Source organism: Paracoccus indicus, from assembly GCF_003056335.1.
Lineage (GTDB): Bacteria > Pseudomonadota > Alphaproteobacteria > Rhodobacterales > Rhodobacteraceae > Paracoccus > Paracoccus indicus.
The window spans coordinates 451775-469423 of the sequence record NZ_PYWA01000002.1; the positions used below are offsets into that span (position 1 = coordinate 451775).

Genomic DNA, 17649 nt, shown 5'->3' on the forward strand with positions numbered 1-17649 from the left:
AGGGGCAGCATGACCGACCACGACCGCCTGCAGATCGATCAGACCCCGACCCCGGAACAGGGCGACGGGGATTACGTCACCAGCCCGGAATTCCTAGACCGCCTGGACGACATCCTGGACCAGGGCGATCAGCCGGGTCTGAACGCGCTGCTGGAAAAGCTGCATGGCGCCGATATCGCCGATATCATCGAGCAGCTCTCGCCCGGTCGTCGTCGCCTGTTCCTGGAACTCTACGGCGCCGAGATCGACGGCGAGATCCTGTCCGAGATCGACGAATCCATCCGCGAAGAGGTGCTGGAGCTGCTGCCCCGCCACGTCCTGGCCGATGCCGTGCGAGAGATGGACAGCGACGACGTCGTCGACCTAGTCGAGGATCTGGACGACACCGACCGCGACGAGATCCTGTCGGCGCTAGACGACAGCGACCAGGCCGCCGTGCGCCAATCGCTGGCCTATCCGGAATATTCCGCCGGCCGCCTGATGCAGTCCGAGGTCGTCACCGCCCCCGAGCATTGGACCGTGGGCGATGCCATCGACTACATGCGCCGTGAGGAATGGCTGCCCGAGCAGTTCTATCACATCATCCTGGTCGATCCGCGCCGCCACCCCATCGGCTATGTCACGCTTGGCCGCCTTCTGGCATCGCGCCGCGATGCCGTGCTGCGCGACATGGCCGAGGACAGCTTCCGCACCATCAGCGCCTATGCCGAGGAAGCCGATGTCGCCTATATCTTCAACCAGTATCACCTGATCTCCGCCCCCGTGGTGGACAGCGACGACCGGCTGGTCGGCGTCATCACCATTGATGACGCCATGGCCGTCCTTGACGAGGAACACGAAGAGGACATCCTGCGCCTTGCCGGTGTGGGCGACGAATCCAGCATCTCGGACAGCGTGGTGCAGACGGTGCGCCAGCGTGTGCCCTGGCTGGCAACCAACATCCCGACCGCCCTGGCCGCCGCCGCCGTCATCGCCCTGTTCGAGGGGGCGATTTCCCAGCTGGTGGCGCTGGCGGTGCTGATGCCCATCGTCGCCTCGATGGGCGGCAATGCGGGCACGCAGACGCTGACCGTCGCGGTGCGCGGCCTGGCGACGCGCGACCTGTCGTCCTCGAACGCGCTGCGGGTGGTGCGGCGTGAGATGACGGTGGGCCTGATCAACGGGCTGGTCTTCGGCGCGATCATGGCGGTCATCACCTTCCTGTGGTTCCAGGACGCCTGGCTGGCGGCGGTGATCGGCATGGCCATGGTCATCAACTTGATGGTGGCGGCCTTGGCGGGGATCTTGGTGCCGCTGGCGCTGAACAAGCTGGGGGCGGACCCGGCGCTGGCCTCGGGGACCTTCGTGACGATGATGACAGATGTGATCGGCTTCATGGCTTTCCTAGGGCTGGCCTCGGCGGTGCTGCTGTGAGCGACAAGGCGGTTCTGCGGCGCATGGCCCTGAAGGCGCGCGGGCAGGGGGGCGATCAGGCGGCGCTGGATCGCCACCTGATCACGGCGCTGGCCCCCCATGGCGGGGCAGTGCTGGCCGGATATTGGCCGATGCGGGACGAGGTCGACCCCCGCGCCGCCATGGCCGCCCATGACGGCCCTTTGTGCCTGCCCGTGGTGACAGGCAAGGACCGACCGCTGGTCTTTCGCGCATGGCAGGGGCAGCCGTTGCAGGTGGGGCCTTTCGGCACCTCGCATCCCGCGCCGGACGCGCCGGAACTGACCCCGCAAGTGCTGATCGTGCCGCTGGCGGGCTTCGACAGGCAGGGCAACAGGCTTGGCTATGGCGGAGGCTTCTATGACCGGACCCTGCAGGCCTTGCGCGAATCGGGGCCGGTGACGGCCATCGGCATTGCCTTTGCCTGCCAGGAACTGCCCGCCATTCCGGCCGAGGATTACGACCAGCCGCTTGATCTGATCGTCACGGACCGTGAAACCCTGACCATACCTCACTGAAATCGGCGTCGCGTGGCATTTGGGTATCGGCTGTTGGCAAGCTGGGGATGACCGTTGGTCAATCCTGTGGATATCCTTGGGACAGCCGCCCGCAAGCGTCTGAACCGGCTGCGGTTTTTGGCATCTGTTCCTGATGGCGGTGTCAAACCGCGGCGATCCTGTGCACGAATCCGCGCGAGGTGCCCCATACGACCTGTCAACGCACAAACCCATGGTTTTGTGGAAATAAATTCGTTGAACCCATTGGTGGGCGGCGGCAACCTGACGCGATATGCCGCAGCGGCAGAGGGTATGCGCAAGGGGCGCACGTCCAGCAAACCGGGGGCGACCGGCAGTGCGCGCCTTCGGTGCGTGAATGGTCGTCACGCGTCGCGCGGTCCGAGGGCAGGCAAATACAGGACGCGCTGACATGCAGATCGAAGGTCGTTTCCACCAATCCCCCGATGGGGCCTATGGCGATATTGCCTTCGTGACCCGCATGGTGGCCCCCGCCTCCGAGGATCTTGAGCACCCCGGCGATCCCGTCACGGTGCCCGCCGCCTTCAGCCAGATCGCGACCGAGGTCATGGCGCAGTCCTATTGCCACAAGGCAGGCGTTCCCGCGATCGTCAGGCCCGTCCCCGAAGAGGGCGTGCCCGACTTCCTCTGGCGGCACGAGGCCGATCTGGCCGCCCTGCAGGACCTGCCCGCCAATCAGCGTTTCGGCGCGGAAACCGATGCACGGCAGGTCTTCGACCGCATCGCGGGGGCCTGGGCCTATTGGGGGTGGAAGGGCGGCTATTTCGACACCCCGGATCAGGCCCGCGTCTACAGCGACGAGATGCGCGCAATGCTGGCCCGCCAGATGGCGGCACCCTCGCTGGAACAATGGCAGACGACGGGGCTGCACTGGGCCTATGGCATCGCCAGCGGACCGCAGGGGTTCCGGGTCGATCCGGCCACGGGCGCGCCCGTCCGCGCCGAGGCCTGTCATCCCCGTCCGCATGGCTGCTTCATCCAGTCGGTCAGCGACGACCTGCTGGAAGACGGCGGCATCATGGACCTGTGGCAGCGTGAGGCGCGGCTGTTCAAGCAGCCCAGCGGCAGCGGCACGAACTTCAGCGATCTGCGCGGCGCGGAGGAGGCCCTGTCGCGGGGCGGCTCCTCCAGCGGGCTGATGGATTTCCTGCGCGTCGGCGACCGTGCGGCAGGGGCGATCAAGCCCGGCGGCCACAAGCGGCGCAGCGCCAGGATGGCCATCTGCGATATCGACCACCCCGAGGTCGGCGATTTCATCGACTGGAAGCTGGAGGAGGAGAACAAGCTTTCCAGCATGATCGCGGGGGCGCATCTGCACCAGCGCCACCTGAACGCGATTCTTGCGGCTGCCGCCGAGGGGGGCGCCGATCCGGCGGGCAATCCCGCGCTGACGCAGGCCATGCGCGATGCGCGCGATGCGATGATCCCCGAGGGCATGATCCTGCGCGTGCTGCAATATGGTCAGCAGGGCTTCACCAGCATCCAGTTCCCCGGGTTCGACACGGATTGGGACGGGGCGGGCTATGCCAGCATCTCGGGTCAGAACAGCGACAATGCGGTCCGCGTCAGCGACGCCTTCCTGCGGGCTGTTCAGCAAGGCGCCCCTTGGGCGCTGCTGCGCCGGACCGATGGTGGCATCGCGCAGACCGTCGATGCCGCAGAGCTTTGGGCACAGATCGGCAATGCCGCTTGGGCCAGCGCCGACCCTTCGGTGCAATTCGACGATACGATCAACGCGTGGCACAGCTGTCCGCAGGATGGCCCGATCCGGGGCAGCAGTGCGGCGGGCGAATACCTGTTCCTTGACGACACGGCCTGCATCACCGCCACGCTGAACCTGCCGACCTTCCTGAAGGACGGCGCCTTCGATGCCGAGGGCTTCGCCCATGCCACTCGCCTGATGACCCTGACGTCCGAGATCTCGGTCGCGATGGCGCAACTCCCCACGGCCCGCATCGCGCAGCGCAGCTTCGAGTTCCGCCCCATGGGGTTGGGTTATTCGGGCCTTGGCAGTCTGCTGATGCGGATGGGGCTGGGCTATGACAGCGATCAGGGGCGCGCGGTCGGTGCGGCGATCACGGCGCTGATGACCGGCACCGCCTATGCCACCAGCGCGCAGATGGCGGCACGGGTGGGGGCCTTCGCGGGCCATGCGCGCAATGCGGACGACATGCTGCGGGTCATCGCCAACCACCGCGCCGCGGCGTATGGCTCAGGCGATTGCGCCGGGCTGAACCAGCCGCCGGTGCCGCTGAACGCCGATGCCTGCCCCGATCAGGTACTGGTCGCGCAGGCCCGGCAAGCGTGGGACATGGCGCTTGATCTTGGTCGGACGCATGGGTTCCGCAATGCGCAGGCCAGCCTGCTGGCCCGCCCGGATGACGTCATGCTGGCCCTTGATTGCGACACCCATGGGCTGGACCCCGATCATGCGCAGGTCAAGTTCGCGGTTCAGAACAGGCAGATGCCCGAGAAGGTCATCAACCCCGCGATCCCGCAGGGTCTGGCGGCGCTTGGCTATGACGACGATCAGATCGCCCGCATCGCGGCCCATGCCACGGGTCATGGCACCTTGGTCGGCTGCCCCACCATCGGTCATCAGGCGCTGGCCGCCAAGGGCTTCGGCCCCGTACAACTGGAAAGGATCGAGGCTGCGCTGGCGGGCGCCTTCGATATCCGCTTCGTCTTCAACCAGTGGACCTTGGGGCGGGACTTCTGCCGCGGAACCTTGGGCATAGGGGCCGAACTGCTGGCCGATCCGGGCTTCGACCTGCTGGCGCATCTGGGCTTCTCGCAGGCGCAGATCGAGGCGGCGAACGATCATGTCTGTGGCACCATGACGATCGAGGGCGCCCCTGATCTGCGCCCGCAGGATCTGGCCGTCTTCGATTGCGCCAGCCCCTGCGGCACGCGCCAACTGTCGGTGGACAGCCAGTTGCGGATGATGGCGGCGGTGCAGGACTTCCTGTCGGGCGGGATCGCCAAGGTGCTGCAGCTGCCGAACGCGGCCAGCATTGCCGACACGCTGGCCATCCATGACGTGGCCTGGGCACAGGGGCTGAAGTGCAGCGCCATCCACCGCGACGGTTCGCGGCTGTCCCAACCCATGGCCCAATCGCTGTTCGGCGAGGACGCGGATCTGCAAGCCGTCATCGACGCCCAGCCCCGCCAGCGCGCCAGCATCATGGCCGAACGCATCGTCGAGCGGATCATCGTCAAGGAAATCCGCTCTCAGCGCGAGAAGCTGCCTTTGCGCCGCAAGGGCTATACCCAGAAGGCCAGCGTCGGCGGTCACAAGGTCTATCTGCGGACCGGCGAATATGACGACGGCAATCTGGGCGAGATCTTCATCGACATGCACAAGGAAGGCGCGGGCTTTCGTGCGATGATGAACAATTTCGCCATCGCGGTGTCCGTGGGCCTTCAATACGGCGTGCCGCTGGAGGAATTCGTCGACGCCTTCACCTTCACCCGCTTCGAACCGGCGGGGGCGGTTCAGGGCAACGACAGCATCAAGAATGCGACCTCGATCCTGGATTACGTCTTCCGCGAACTGGCCGTCAGCTATCTGGACCGCACCGATCTGGCCCATGTCAAACCCACAGGCGCCAGCTTCGACGACCTGGGCGAGGGCGAGCGCGAGGGCGAGGCGCCCAAGGCCGATCCCGCCATGCAGCCGCTGACCATGCTGCGCCAGATCAGCAGCGCGGGTTATCTGCGCAAGCGCGTGCCGCAGGAGTTGATGGTCCTTCAGGGCGGTGCCGCCACGCAGGGTCAGACCGCCCTGCAGGTCGCGCTGCGGTATTGCGCCGCCTGCGGTCACGACAGCATCCGGCAAGAGGGCACGTCCTGCCGCTGCGGCACATGCGGATGGACAGGCGGCACATCCTGAAGTCTGGGCCATCCCTGACGGATTTTCTTTTGTCCGCAACGACATGGCGCTAGGCTGGGGCAGCGGGACGCGGGGCCGACTTGACGCGCATATGCGGTTCATCGTTCATTGCGCGGGTATCGTCGGCCCCCGCGGCCCGGCGCAATGACAATGGGGCGCTTGGCGCCAGGGGGTTCGTGATGGTCAAGATTACACCTGTTCTGATGGCTGGGGGTTCGGGGACTCGGCTTTGGCCGGTCTCGCGGAAAAGCTTTCCCAAGCAGTTCGCCCCGCTGATCGGGGATGAGACGCTGTTCCAAGCCAGTGCGCGCCGCCTCTCGGGGCCGGATTTCAACGATCCGGTAGTGATGACCAACAGCGACTTCCGCTTCATCGTGGCCGAGCAGCTGGAACAGGCCGCCATTCAGCCCGGCCGGATCATGATCGAACCGGCGGGCCGCAACACCGCGCCCGCCATCCTGGCCGCCGCGATGATGGTCGCGGCCGATGACCCCGACGGCCTGGTGTTGGTCGCGCCCTCGGATCACGTTATTCCCGACGCCGAAGCCTTCGTCGCTGCCGTCCGCGACGGGACCGAGGCCGCGCAGCAGGGCCGCATCGTCACCTTCGGCATCACCCCCGACCGCCCCGAGACCGGCTATGGCTATCTCGAGCTGGCCTCGAACGGGGCGGGGCCGCAGCCGCTGGCGCGCTTCGTCGAAAAGCCCGATGCCGAACGCGCCGCGCAGATGGTCGAGGCCGGGAACTACCTGTGGAACGCGGGCATCTTCCTGTTCAGCGCCGGCGCGATGATCCAGGCTTTCCGCGACCATGCTGCCGATTACATCGAACCCGTGCAGGCGGCGCTGGATCAGGCGCAGATGGATCTGGGCTTCCTGCGGCTGGCCAAGGTGCCCTGGCAGGGGCTGCGCGACGAATCCATCGACTATGCGGTGATGGAAAAAGCCGACAACCTCAGCGTCGTGCGCTTTTCGGAACGCTGGTCGGACCTTGGGGGCTGGGACGCCGTCTGGCGCGAGGCTCTGGGCCATGCGCCCTCGGATCTGGGCGTGGTCACGGACCGCAACTCGACCGCGATCGATTGCCGCGACGTGCTGCTGCGGTCCGACAGCGACGATCTGGAGGTCGTGGGCATCGGCCTGTCGGACGTGATGGTGGTGGCGACATCGGATGCGGTGCTGGTGGCCGACAAGTCGCGGGCGCAGGACGTGCGCCTGGCCGTGACCGCGCTGAAGGAAAAGGGCGCCAAGCAGGCGCAGACCTTCCCCCGCGATCACCGCCCCTGGGGCTGGTTCGAGACGCTGGCCCTTGCCGACCGCTTCCAGGTCAAGCGCATCGTGGTGAAACCCGGCGCGGCGCTGTCGCTGCAAAGCCATGTCCATCGGTCCGAACACTGGATCGTGGTGTCGGGCACGGCAAAGGTCACGGTGGATGAGAACGTCACGCTGGTGACGGAAAACCAGTCGATCTACGTCCCCCTTGGTGCCGTCCACCGGATGGAGAACCCCGGCAAGGTGCCCATGGTCCTGATCGAGGTCCAGACCGGCAGCTATCTGGGCGAGGACGACATTATCCGCTACGAGGACGTCTATTCCCGCAGCAGCGCAGACTGACGGGCGCCCGCCCCGCCGCCATGGCGGGGCGGGGCCGTCTTACATCGCCTCGCGCACCTCTTCGATGGCGCTGGCAACGCCTGCGCGGGGAACGCCGCGCAGCATCTGCTGGCCGATGATGAAGGTTGGCGTGCCTTGGATGGCCATCGTCTCGCCCAACTCGCGGTTCTTGACCAGCACCTGCGTCACCTCGTCCGAGGTCATCTGCGCGATGACCTTGTCGGCATCCACCTCGATCTGATCGGCCAGCTTGCGCAGGGCGTCTTCATTGGCTGGACTGCGCAGGGTGATCAGCGCGTCATGGGCGGCCTTGTAGGCCTCGTCGCCCGCGATCTGCTTGACGGCGATGGCAAAGCGGCTGGAGGCCTCGCTGTCCTGCCCGAGGATCGGAAATTCCTTGATGATCAGGCGGATATTGCCGTCATCCTCGACGGCATCGACGACCTCCTGGTTGAACTGGCGGCAGACGCCGCAGCGGTAGTCCATGAATTCGACCATGGTCAGATCGCCATCGGGATTGCCGCCGACCCAGCTGTGGCCATCATCGAAGATAGCATCGTGGTTTTCGGCCACCAGATCGACGTCGTTCTTGGCGGCCTGTTCGGCCTGACGGCTTTCCAGCTCGTTGATCGATTCGATCAGGACCTGCGGGTTGGCCATCAGGTATTCGCGGACCGCCGCGCCGAAATCGGCCTTTTCGGCATCGGTCATCGCCCCGATGTCGAAGGCCATGGCGGGGGCGGTCAGGACAGGTGTCGCGCCAAGAAGAAGCGCGGCGATCAGGCGTTTCATGGTGGGAACCCTTCGGTTTGTCTTTGCGGCAGCTTGGACTGCGTGCCCGGCGATGGCAAGAATGCCTGCGAACAAGGCTGCGTGACGGTCGCAGGCGCGCGCAAAAGGCTGGATGGTCGGGTCGGCCCGCGCTATCACCGGGCCGCAGAACAAGAAGAACAGGGGCAGCAGCATGCGACATTCCACCCGCGGACAGGTCGACCCCTTCATCGTCATGGACGTGATGGAGGCCGCCCAACGCGCCGAGGCACAGGGTCGCCACATCATCCACATGGAGGTCGGCCAGCCCGGCACCCCCGCCCCCGAAGGCGCGCGCCGTGCCTTGGCAGGCGCGCTGGATCAGCCGCTTGGATACACCTCGGCGCTTGGGCTGCCGACGCTGCGTCAGGGGATCGCGGACCTGTACCGGCGCTGGTACGGGGTCGATCTGGACCCCGGCCGCGTCGTCGTCACCTCGGGCAGCAGCGGGGCGTTCCTGCTGGCGTTTTCGGCGCTCTTCGATGCGGGCGACAAGGTGGCGATGGGGTTCCCCGGCTACCCCAGCTATCGCCAGATCCTGAAGGCGATGTCGCTGGAACCCGTGGGCATCCAGACCCGCCCCGAGGACCGCTATCAGCCGCGCCCGACCGACATTCCGGACGGCGTGCAAGGGCTGATCCTGGCGTCGCCCGGCAATCCGTCGGGCACGGTGCTGAACGTGCCGGAACTGCGCGCCCTGACAGATGCGGCGCAGGCGAAGGGCGTGGCCGTCATCTCGGACGAGATCTATCACGGGCTGTCCTATGGCGACCGCTGCCATTCCGCGCTTGAGGTGACGGATGAGGTTTTCGTCGTAAACTCTTTCAGCAAATACTTTTCCATGACCGGATGGCGGATCGGCTGGATGGTGGTGCCGCCCGAACAGGTCCGCACCGTGGAACGCTTGGCGCAGAACATGTTCATCTGTCCGCCCCATGCCAGCCAGATCGCCGCACTGGCCGCGCTGGACTGCGCGGATGAGGCCGAGGCCAACTTGGCCGTCTATGCCGAGAACCGCCGCCTGATGCTTCAGGAACTTCCCAAGGCGGGCTTCGACCGCATCGCGCCGCCCGAGGGCGCCTTCTATATCTATGCCGATGTGTCGCATCTGACCGATGACTCGGTGGCGCTGGCCGCCGAGATCCTGGAACATGCGGGCGTCGCCGTCACGCCGGGGCTGGACTTCGACCCTGTGCGCGGGGGGCAGACCTTGCGCTTTTCCTATGCCCGGGCGACCGCCGACATCGCCGAGGGCCTGCGCCGCCTGACCGAGTACATGGCCCGCCGATGATCCTGCGCGCGGCCCTTCTGTTCCTGATGCTGGCCATCGCGCCGCCCGCGCTGGCGCAGGGTCCGGCGCGCATCGATCTGGGCGCGTCTTCGGTGACGCAGCGCGATGCGGGGTGGTGGCAGCGCCTTTTCGGGCCGCGTGCGCTGGACCTGTCGCTGGCGATCGATCAGGCGGTGCCCTATCGCGTGTTCCTGGTCGGCGATCCGGCGCGGCTGGTGATCGACCTGAAGGGTGCCAATATGGTCGGGCAGGATTTCTCGGCCATCTTCGGAGGTGAGCTGCTGCCAGCCATCCGCAGCGGCAGCTTTCGCCGCGGCTGGTCGCGGATCGTGATGGAGCTGCCCGGCCCCTTCCGCGTGGCCAGCGCGGGGATGGACACGCGCGGTGCGCAGGCGCGGCTGAACGTCGCGCTCTGGCCGGTTTCGCCCGACGACTTCAGTCCGCGTCCCTCGGCGGCGGCGGCGCTGCGCAACCTGCCCGATCCGGCTGAACTCTCGGACACCCCCATCCGGGGCGAGGGGCTGGTCGTCACGCTGGATCCCGGCCACGGCGGTTTCGATCCGGGCGCGCAGGCCGGTGCCACCACCGAGGCCGAACTGGTCCTGACCTTCGCGCAGGAGCTGCGCGATGCGCTGACCGAAAAGGGCGTCACGGTCAACATGACCCGCGACAAGGACGTCTTCGTTCCGTTGGAGGATCGGATGACGGCGGCGCGGCAGGCGGGGTCGCATCTGATGATCTCGCTGCATGCCGATGCGCTGCCCAAGGGGCAGGCGGCAGGCGCCACCGTCTATGTCTGGAGCAAATCGGCCGATGAACGCGCCTCCCGCCAGCTGGTCGCGCGCCACGAACGCAAGGACCTGCTGCTGGGGATGGACCTGTCGGGCCAGGACGACGCGCTGGCCCATGCGCTGATCGATTTCGCCCGCACCGACACCCAGCCCCGGTCCGAGGCCTATGCCCGCCAGCTGATCTCGCGCATGGCGCTGATGGGGATCGGGCTGCACGGGCGTCCCGTGCAGGGGGCGGCCTTCTCGGTCCTGAAGTCGCCCGACATCACCTCGGTCCTGCTGGAGCTGGGCTTCATCACCGACAATGACGACCTGTCGAAGATGTCCGATCCGCTATGGCGCGCGCGCATGGTCCGCGCCGTGACCGAGGCGACCCTTGGCTGGTGGCACGACGAGGCCGCGCGCGGTTCCCTGCTGCGCCGGTGACACACCCAGTGTTGCTTTGACCGTGGGGGCCTCTGCCGCTATAGACTGGCCTTGGGATTTCCAGAAGGCGACATGACGTGCTGCGAGCCATACTTTCATTCATCGGAGCGATCTTTTCATGGTTCGTGACCGCCAGCTTCTTCATCGCCCTGACGCTTGGCGGGATCTTCTGGGTCTATTCCCGCGATCTGCCCAGCCATGAGACGCTGGCCCAATATTCGCCCAAGACGATCAGCCGCATCTACTCCGCCGAAGGCCAGCTGATCGACGAATTCGCGGATGAACGCCGCATCTTCGTACCCATCGACGAGGTGCCCGATCTGGTCAAGCAGGCCTTCGTCAGCGCCGAGGACAAGAATTTCTATTCCCACCCTGGCTATGACCTGCGCGGCATCCTGGGGGCGGCCTATCAGGCGGCGGCCAGCGGCGGATCGCAGGTGCGCGGCGCGTCCACCATCACCCAGCAGGTGATGAAGAACTTCCTGCTGTCCAGCGACCGCAGCGTCGAACGCAAGGTCAAGGAACTGATCCTGGCATCGCGGCTGGAACAGACGCTCTCCAAGGACCAGATCCTGGATCTGTACCTGAACGAGATCTTTCTGGGCCAGAACAGCTTCGGCGTCGCCGCCGCCGCCCAGACCTATTTCAACAAGTCGCTGACCGAACTGGCCCCGCATGAGGCCGCGATGCTGGCCTCTATGCCGCAGGCGCCGGGCCGCTATCACCCCGTGCGCGCCAAGGAGCGTGTCACCGAACGTCGCAACTATGTCCTGCGCGAGATGTGGCAGAACGGCTATATCGACGAGGCCACCTATGAGGCCGAGGCCAAGCTGCCGCTGCGCTCGGTCCAGAACGGCGACTTCAAGTCATTCCAGAACCAGCTGCCGAACCGTGACTACTTCACCGATGAGATCCGCCGCCAGCTGAGCCGCGAATTCGGTCAGGACGAATTCTTCGGCGGCGGAATGACCATCCGCGCCACCGTCGATCCCGACCTGCAATCCGAAGCCGCCACCGCCCTCCAAGAGGCACTGGAGCAATACGACCGCGGTCGTGGCGTCTGGCGCGGCACCGGCGAGGTCCTGCCCCCCGAGGCACTGACCGACCAGGTCGCATGGCGCGGTGCCCTGTGGGACCTGCGCCTGCCGCGCGACATCCCCGGCTGGCACCCCGCCGTCGTGCTGGAAATGGGCGCCAGCGACGCCCGCATCGGCATCGAGGGCATCGAGGAGGACGCCGACGGCCATTGGATCCCCGCCAAGGACGTCCAATGGGCCCGCAAGCGCAATGCCGACGGCAGCCTCGGCCCCCGTGCGCAGGTGGCCGACGACCTGCTGGACGTGGGCGACGTGGTTCTGGTGCGCGCCATGACCAGCGACAGCGACGGCAGCTTCATCCGCTGGACTTTGCGGCAGGTGCCGCAGGTGCAGGGCGGCTTCATGGCGATGGACGTTAACACCGGGCGCGTGCTGGCGATGCAGGGCGGGTTTTCGTACCAAAGCTCGGTCTTCAACCGGGCCACGCAGGCGCAGCGCCAGCCGGGGTCGTCCTTCAAGCCCTTCGTCTATGCTGCGGCGCTGGACAACAACTATACCCCCGCGACCATCGTGGTCGACGAACCGATCCGCGTGAACACGCCGCAGGGCCTGTGGGAACCCAAGAACAGCTCGGGGCAGCACTACGGGCCGACGCCCTTGCGCACCGGCATCGAACAGTCGCGCAACCTGATGACCATCCGCATTGCCGACGATATCGGCATGGATCAGGTCGCCCGCTATGCCGAGGATTTCGGCGTCTATGACAAGCTGCGCCCCTTCCTGGCCAACGCCCTTGGTGCGCAGGAAACGACGCTTTTCAAGATGGTCGCCGCCTATGCCATGTTCGCCAATGGCGGCGAACGGGTCGAACCCACGCTGGTCGACCGCGTGCAGGACCGCCGCGGGCGCACCGTCTATCGCCATGATCAGCGGGTCTGCGAAACCTGCGGCATGCAGCCCTTGCCCGTGGGTCAGGGCCCGGTCATCGACAGCAACCGCGAACGGGTCATGGATGCCGTCACCGCCTATCAGCTGACCTCGATGATGGAGGGGGTGGTCAAGCGCGGATCGGGCAAGGGCGTCAACCTGCCTGTGCCCATCGCGGGCAAGACCGGCACTACGAACGACGCCAAGGACGTGTGGTTCATCGGCTATTCCAGCAATATCGTTGCGGGATGCTATATCGGTTTCGACCAGCCACGCTCGCTTGGCAACAGCGCCTATGGCGGGACGCTTTGCGTGCCGGTGTTCAACGCCTTCATGCGCGACGCGGTGCGCAAGCTTGGCGGCACGGAATTCAAGGTTCCGCCGGGTGGCTATTGGGTCAAGATCGACCGCGTGACCGGTCAGCGCCTGCCCGACGATGCTTCGGGTCCCAATGTCATCTCGGAATACTTCCGCGACGGCACCGATCCCGATTGGCTGACGCCCTATGTCGTCTCGGGCTTCGGTGACAACAACGTCATCCTGCCGTGGGAGGCGGGGGCCGCGGCCGCCACCTCGATCACCACCTCGACCGGGCAGAAGCGGGTGATCCCCAAGCGGGCCGATTTCGGGTCGATGTCCTCGGGCGGTCTTTACTGATCGCGGCGGCGGGTGGTCTTGCCCAAGGCCGCCTGCCGCGTTATCACCCCGGACCTGACGCCAGACCGAAGGGAGCCCGCACATGCGCGCCGAAACGCAGTCCACCATCGAGGCCATCCGTCGTTCGCTGACCCTGTTGGGCCAGCGCCTTGACTGGCAGACCGCGCCCCATCGCCTGGAAGAGATGAACGCCATGATCGAGGATGGCGATCTGTGGTCCGACCCCGCCCGCGCACAGAAGCTGATGCGCGACCGCCAGTCGCTGTCCGATGCCATCGACACCTATCGCCGGATCGAGGGCGATCTTGCGGCCAATGCCGAGATGGTCGAATTGGCCGAGATGGAGGGCGACCCCGATCTGGTCGCCGAATCCGAGGCGAACCTGAAGGCACTGGCGAAACTCGCCGCCCAGAAGGAGCTTGAGGCCCTGCTGAACGGCGAGGCTGACGCCAACGACACCTTCCTTGAAGTCAACGCAGGCGCAGGCGGCACCGAAAGCTGCGATTGGGCCTCGATGCTGGCGCGCATGTATGTGCGTTGGGCCGAGAAGAAGGGCTATGAGGTCGAGCTTCTGTCCGAGACCTCGGGCGATGAGGCGGGCATCCGCAGTGCCGCCTACAAGATCACCGGCCACAACGCCTATGGCTGGCTGAAATCGGAATCGGGCGTTCACCGCCTGGTCCGCATCAGCCCCTATGACAGCGCCGCGCGTCGTCACACCAGCTTCAGTTCGGTCTGGGTCTATCCGGTCGTCGACGACAACATCGAGATCGAGGTCGCAGACCGCGACATCCGCATCGACACCTATCGGTCCTCGGGCGCGGGCGGCCAGCACGTCAACACCACCGACTCGGCGGTGCGGATCACGCACATCCCGACCGGCATCGTGGTGACCAGCTCGGAAAAGTCGCAGCACCAGAACCGCGCCAACGCCATGGCCGCGCTGAAGTCGCGCCTGTACCAGATGGAGCTGGACCGCAGGAATTCCGAGATCAACGCCCAGCACGCCGCCAAGGGCGATGCGGGCTGGGGCAACCAGATCCGGTCCTATGTCCTGCACCCCTACCAGATGGTGAAGGACCTGCGCACCGGAGAGGAGACCAGCGACACCCAAGGCACGCTGGACGGCGATCTGGACCGCTTCATGGCCGCCACGCTGGCCCTAGACGTGGCCGGGAAATCCCGCGCCGAGGCGCAGGGCGAGGATTGATCCAACAGGGCACCCCGGCGGGTGCCCTTTTCATTTCGGGGGTGCGCATGATCCAAAAGCGGCAATTGGGGCAGGGCGGCCCGATGGTGGGTGCGGTCGCGCTTGGCACGATGAACTTTCTTGGCACCTATGGTCCCGCCGACCCCAATGCCAGCCTGCGCTGCATGGCCGAATGCGTGGACATGGGCATCGACCATATCGACACCTCGGACGTCTATGGCGCGGGCGGGGCCGAAGAGCTGCTGGCGCGTTTCCTGAAGACCCATGGCGACCGCGTGACGCTGGCCACCAAGGGCGGCATCACACGACAGCCGGACCACCCTTTCGACAACAGCGACGCCTATCTGACCCGCGCGCTGGAAGCGTCCCTGAAGCGGATGCAGGTCGAGCGTGTCGATCTGTATTACGTTCACCGCCGTCAGGCCGACCACCCGATCGAGGAAACGATGCAGACCCTGCTGCGCCTGCGGGATCAGGGCAAGATCGGCGCCATCGGCCTGTCCGAGGTTGCGCCATCCACGCTGGAACGCGCGGCGGCGGTGGGACCGGTGGCGGCGGTGCAGTCTGAATATTCGCTCTGGACGCGTCAGCCGGAACTGGGGCTGGTCGATGCCTGCGCGCGCCACGGTGCGGCCATGGTGGCGTTTTCGCCCATGGGCCGCGGTGCATTCGCCGACATGCCGCCCGATCCTGCGGCTTTCGCGCCCGGCGATCTGCGTGCGACCATGCCGCGTTTCCAGCCCGAAAACTGGGCGCGGAACCTGATCCGCCTGCGGGCCTTCGGTGATCTGGCCCGTGACATGGGCGAAAGCTCCGCCAGCCTTGCCATCGCATGGGTGCTGTCGCGCGCGCCCCATGTCATCGCGCTGCCCGGGTCGCGCGACATCGCGCATTGGCGGCAACTGGCGCGCGGGGCGCAGCTGGACCTGACCGAAGAACAGTTGACGCGCATCGACGGCCTGTTGCCTGCTGGCTGGGCGCATGGGCCGCGCTATGGTGGCGCGATGGCCGTCGGGCCGGAAAGCTATTGCTGAGGATGGGATCATGGCCATGGACGACAAGCATCTGAACCTGGCGCTTCAGGGCGGGGGCGCACATGGCGCCTTTACCTGGGGCGTGCTGGACCGGCTGCTGGACGAACCATGGCTGCAGATCGCGGCGGTCAGCGGGGCCTCGGCCGGGGCGCTGAACGGGGCGGCGCTGAAGGCGGGGCTGGCGGCGCACCGTGGCCGCGCGGGCCGTGAGGCGGCGCGGTGCAATCTGGACGCCCTCTGGTCCGAGGTCGGCACCATGAGCGACAACCGCGTCATCCGCTGGATGCAATCGCTGATGCCCATGCCGCGTGGAATGCAGCGCTGGACGCAGATGGTCTCGCCCGCCGCATGGCTGGACAATCTGACGCGCATCTTCAGCCCCTATGATTACGGCCCGCTTTACGTCAATCCGCTTGGGGGGCTGCTGCGGGGGTTGCCTCATCCTGATTTCACCGGTCAAGCGGGACCGGCGCTTTTCGTCGCCGCGACCAACGTGCGCACGGGGCGGGTCCGCGTCTTCACCGGCGCGGATGCCACGCCCGAGGCGGTCATGGCCTCTGCCTGCCTGCCGACGCTGTTCCAGGCGGTCGAGCTGACCGACCCTGTGACCGGGTTGACCGAGGCCTATTGGGACGGAGGCTATTCGGCCAATCCGGCGCTGTTCCCGCTTTATGCGACCCGCTTTCCCCGCGACGTGATGATCGTGGCGCTGAACCCGCTGATGCGCGACGTCCTTCCCCGCACTCCGGTCGAGATCGCCGACCGCGTGAACGAGATCAGCTTCAATTCATCGCTGATGGGGCAGCTGCGCGCCGTGAACTTCGTCAAGCGGCTGATCGAGGAGGGTCGCGTCGAACCCGACAGGATGAAGAACGTGCTGGTCCACCTGATCGATGATGATGCGCTGATGGTGGATTTGACGGCCCGGACCAAGCTGATGCCGGGTCCGGGAATGCTGGCCACAATGAAGACGGCGGGGCAGGCGGCGGCGGATCGTTTCTTGACCGATCACGCCGACAAGCTGAATGTCAGCGACAGTTTCGATCTGTCGCAGTTCTTCCCGCCGACCCCCTTCGATTAGGCCATGGCCTTCGCGATGGCCGCGGCCAACCGCGCGTTGTTCAGCACCAGTTCGATGTTCGAGGCCAGCGAGCGGCCCTCGGTCAGTTCGAAGATGCGCTGCAGCAGGAAGGGCGTGACCTGCTTGGCAGCGATCTTCTGCGCCTCGGCCTCGGACAGGGCCTGCTCGATCACCGGCATGATGACGTCGCGGGTGATCTCATGCTCGGCCGGGATGGGGTTGCAGACCAGCTGGCCGCCCTTGACGCCCAAGCGGGCGCGCATCGCGGCGGCGGCGGCGATCTCGGTCGCACTGTCCATCCGCAGCGGCGCCTTGATTCCCGAGGCGCGCGACCAGAAGGCCGGCAATTCGTCCTGGCCATAGGCGATGACCGGCACGCCAAGCGTTTCCAGCACTTCCCAGGTCTTGGGCAGGTCCAGGATGGCCTTGGCACCGGCGGCGACGACCGTCACGGCCGTCTGACCCAGTTCCTGCAGGTCGGCCGAGATGTCGAAGCTGAGTTCCGCCCCGCGATGCACGCCGCCGATCCCGCCGGTGGCAAAGACCTTGATGCCCGCCAGTTCGGCGCAGATCATCGTGGCGGCGACGGTGGTTGCGCCCGTGCGGCCATTGGCCAGGCAGACCGCCAGATCGGCGCGGCTCAGCTTCATGGCCTGATCCGAGGGCGTCTGCGCAAGCGCGGTCAGCGCCTCGGTCGTCAGGCCGATGTGGATCTGCCCGCCCATGACGGCGATGGTGGCGGGGGTGGCACCGCCTTCGCGGATGGTATCCTCGACCTTTTGGGCCATTTCCAGGTTCTGCGGCCAGGGCATGCCATGGGTGATGATGGTCGATTCCAGCGCGACGACGGGGCGTCCGGCTTTCAGCGCCTCGGCCACTTCGGGGGCGAAGGTCATGGGGGCATCGGTCATGG

12 protein-coding genes are annotated in these 17649 nt (G+C 66.4%); 10 read left to right on the forward strand and 2 right to left on the reverse strand.

The window, feature by feature from the left end; translation table 11 throughout:
- Positions 1–9 precede the first annotated feature (9 nt).
- From mgtE to DDE75_RS05160, 4 genes are all read left to right on the forward strand, one after another.
- Positions 10–1413: a magnesium transporter gene (mgtE, locus tag DDE75_RS05145; protein WP_108501282.1), complete on the forward strand. Its 1404-nt coding sequence runs from the start codon at positions 10–12 to the stop codon at positions 1411–1413.
- A gap of 23 nt (positions 1414–1436) precedes the next feature.
- A complete protein-coding gene (locus tag DDE75_RS05150; RefSeq protein WP_108501367.1) occupies positions 1437–1949 on the forward strand; it encodes a 5-formyltetrahydrofolate cyclo-ligase in 513 nt (170 codons plus the stop codon).
- 409 nt (positions 1950–2358) lie between these two features.
- Positions 2359–5859 (forward strand): TSCPD domain-containing protein, encoded by a 3501-nt coding sequence (locus DDE75_RS05155; protein WP_108501283.1) that lies wholly within the window; start codon positions 2359–2361, stop codon positions 5857–5859.
- 179 nt (positions 5860–6038) lie between these two features.
- A complete protein-coding gene (locus DDE75_RS05160) occupies positions 6039–7472 on the forward strand; it encodes a mannose-1-phosphate guanylyltransferase/mannose-6-phosphate isomerase (RefSeq protein WP_108501284.1) in 1434 nt (477 codons plus the stop codon).
- Positions 7473–7511: 39 nt separating this feature from the next.
- Here DDE75_RS05160 and DDE75_RS05165 read toward each other — a convergent pair whose 3' ends face one another.
- Positions 7512–8264: a DsbA family protein gene (locus DDE75_RS05165; protein ID WP_108501368.1), complete on the reverse strand. Its 753-nt coding sequence runs from the start codon at positions 8262–8264 to the stop codon at positions 7512–7514.
- 172 nt (positions 8265–8436) lie between these two features.
- Between DDE75_RS05165 and DDE75_RS05170 the strand changes: the two genes are divergently transcribed.
- The 6 genes from DDE75_RS05170 (at position 8437) to DDE75_RS05195 (ending at position 16736) form a co-directional block, all read left to right on the forward strand.
- The gene (locus DDE75_RS05170) at positions 8437–9573 is read left to right on the forward strand and encodes a pyridoxal phosphate-dependent aminotransferase (RefSeq protein ID WP_108501285.1); all 1137 of its coding nucleotides are present in this window, start codon (positions 8437–8439) and stop codon (positions 9571–9573) included.
- On the forward strand, positions 9570–10790 hold the full coding sequence (locus tag DDE75_RS05175) for an N-acetylmuramoyl-L-alanine amidase (RefSeq protein ID WP_108501286.1): 1221 nt from the start codon (positions 9570–9572) through the stop codon (positions 10788–10790). The genes DDE75_RS05170 and DDE75_RS05175 overlap by 4 nt, the downstream gene beginning before the upstream one ends.
- A gap of 77 nt (positions 10791–10867) precedes the next feature.
- Positions 10868–13411 (forward strand): penicillin-binding protein 1A, encoded by a 2544-nt coding sequence (locus tag DDE75_RS05180; protein WP_108501287.1) that lies wholly within the window; start codon positions 10868–10870, stop codon positions 13409–13411.
- 82 nt (positions 13412–13493) lie between these two features.
- Positions 13494–14621: a peptide chain release factor 2 gene (gene prfB, locus DDE75_RS05185; protein WP_108501288.1), complete on the forward strand. Its 1128-nt coding sequence runs from the start codon at positions 13494–13496 to the stop codon at positions 14619–14621.
- A gap of 47 nt (positions 14622–14668) precedes the next feature.
- A complete protein-coding gene (locus tag DDE75_RS05190) occupies positions 14669–15655 on the forward strand; it encodes an aldo/keto reductase (protein WP_108501369.1) in 987 nt (328 codons plus the stop codon).
- Positions 15656–15671: 16 nt separating this feature from the next.
- Positions 15672–16736 carry a patatin-like phospholipase family protein gene (locus DDE75_RS05195; protein WP_108501289.1) on the forward strand — a complete coding sequence of 355 codons (1065 nt, stop codon included), beginning with the start codon at positions 15672–15674 and terminating at the stop codon, positions 16734–16736.
- Here DDE75_RS05195 and DDE75_RS05200 read toward each other — a convergent pair.
- Entirely contained in the window at positions 16733–17647 is a 915-nt protein-coding gene (locus tag DDE75_RS05200) for a pseudouridine-5'-phosphate glycosidase (protein ID WP_108501370.1), read from the reverse strand. The two genes, DDE75_RS05195 and DDE75_RS05200, sit on opposite strands and share 4 nt — an antisense overlap.
- Positions 17648–17649: the final 2 nt, after the last annotated feature.

Excerpts from the sequence above, each read along its gene's own strand:
- DDE75_RS05170 (WP_108501285.1), top strand. The coding sequence starts at position 8,437 with ATGCGACATTCCACCCGCGGACAGGTCGACCCCTTCATCGTCATGGAC.
- prfB (WP_108501288.1), top strand. The coding sequence starts at position 13,494 with ATGCGCGCCGAAACGCAGTCCACCATCGAGGCCATCCGTCGTTCGCTG.
- DDE75_RS05155 (WP_108501283.1), top strand. The coding sequence starts at position 2,359 with ATGCAGATCGAAGGTCGTTTCCACCAATCCCCCGATGGGGCCTATGGC.
- DDE75_RS05175 (WP_108501286.1), top strand. The coding sequence starts at position 9,570 with ATGATCCTGCGCGCGGCCCTTCTGTTCCTGATGCTGGCCATCGCGCCG.
- DDE75_RS05165 (WP_108501368.1), bottom strand. The coding sequence starts at position 8,264 with ATGAAACGCCTGATCGCCGCGCTTCTTCTTGGCGCGACACCTGTCCTG.
- DDE75_RS05150 (WP_108501367.1), top strand. The coding sequence starts at position 1,437 with ATGGCCCTGAAGGCGCGCGGGCAGGGGGGCGATCAGGCGGCGCTGGAT.
- DDE75_RS05160 (WP_108501284.1), top strand. The coding sequence starts at position 6,039 with ATGGTCAAGATTACACCTGTTCTGATGGCTGGGGGTTCGGGGACTCGG.
- mgtE (WP_108501282.1), top strand. The coding sequence starts at position 10 with ATGACCGACCACGACCGCCTGCAGATCGATCAGACCCCGACCCCGGAA.
- DDE75_RS05195 (WP_108501289.1), top strand. The coding sequence starts at position 15,672 with ATGGACGACAAGCATCTGAACCTGGCGCTTCAGGGCGGGGGCGCACAT.
- DDE75_RS05200 (WP_108501370.1), bottom strand. The coding sequence starts at position 17,647 with ATGACCGATGCCCCCATGACCTTCGCCCCCGAAGTGGCCGAGGCGCTG.
- DDE75_RS05190 (WP_108501369.1), top strand. The coding sequence starts at position 14,669 with ATGATCCAAAAGCGGCAATTGGGGCAGGGCGGCCCGATGGTGGGTGCG.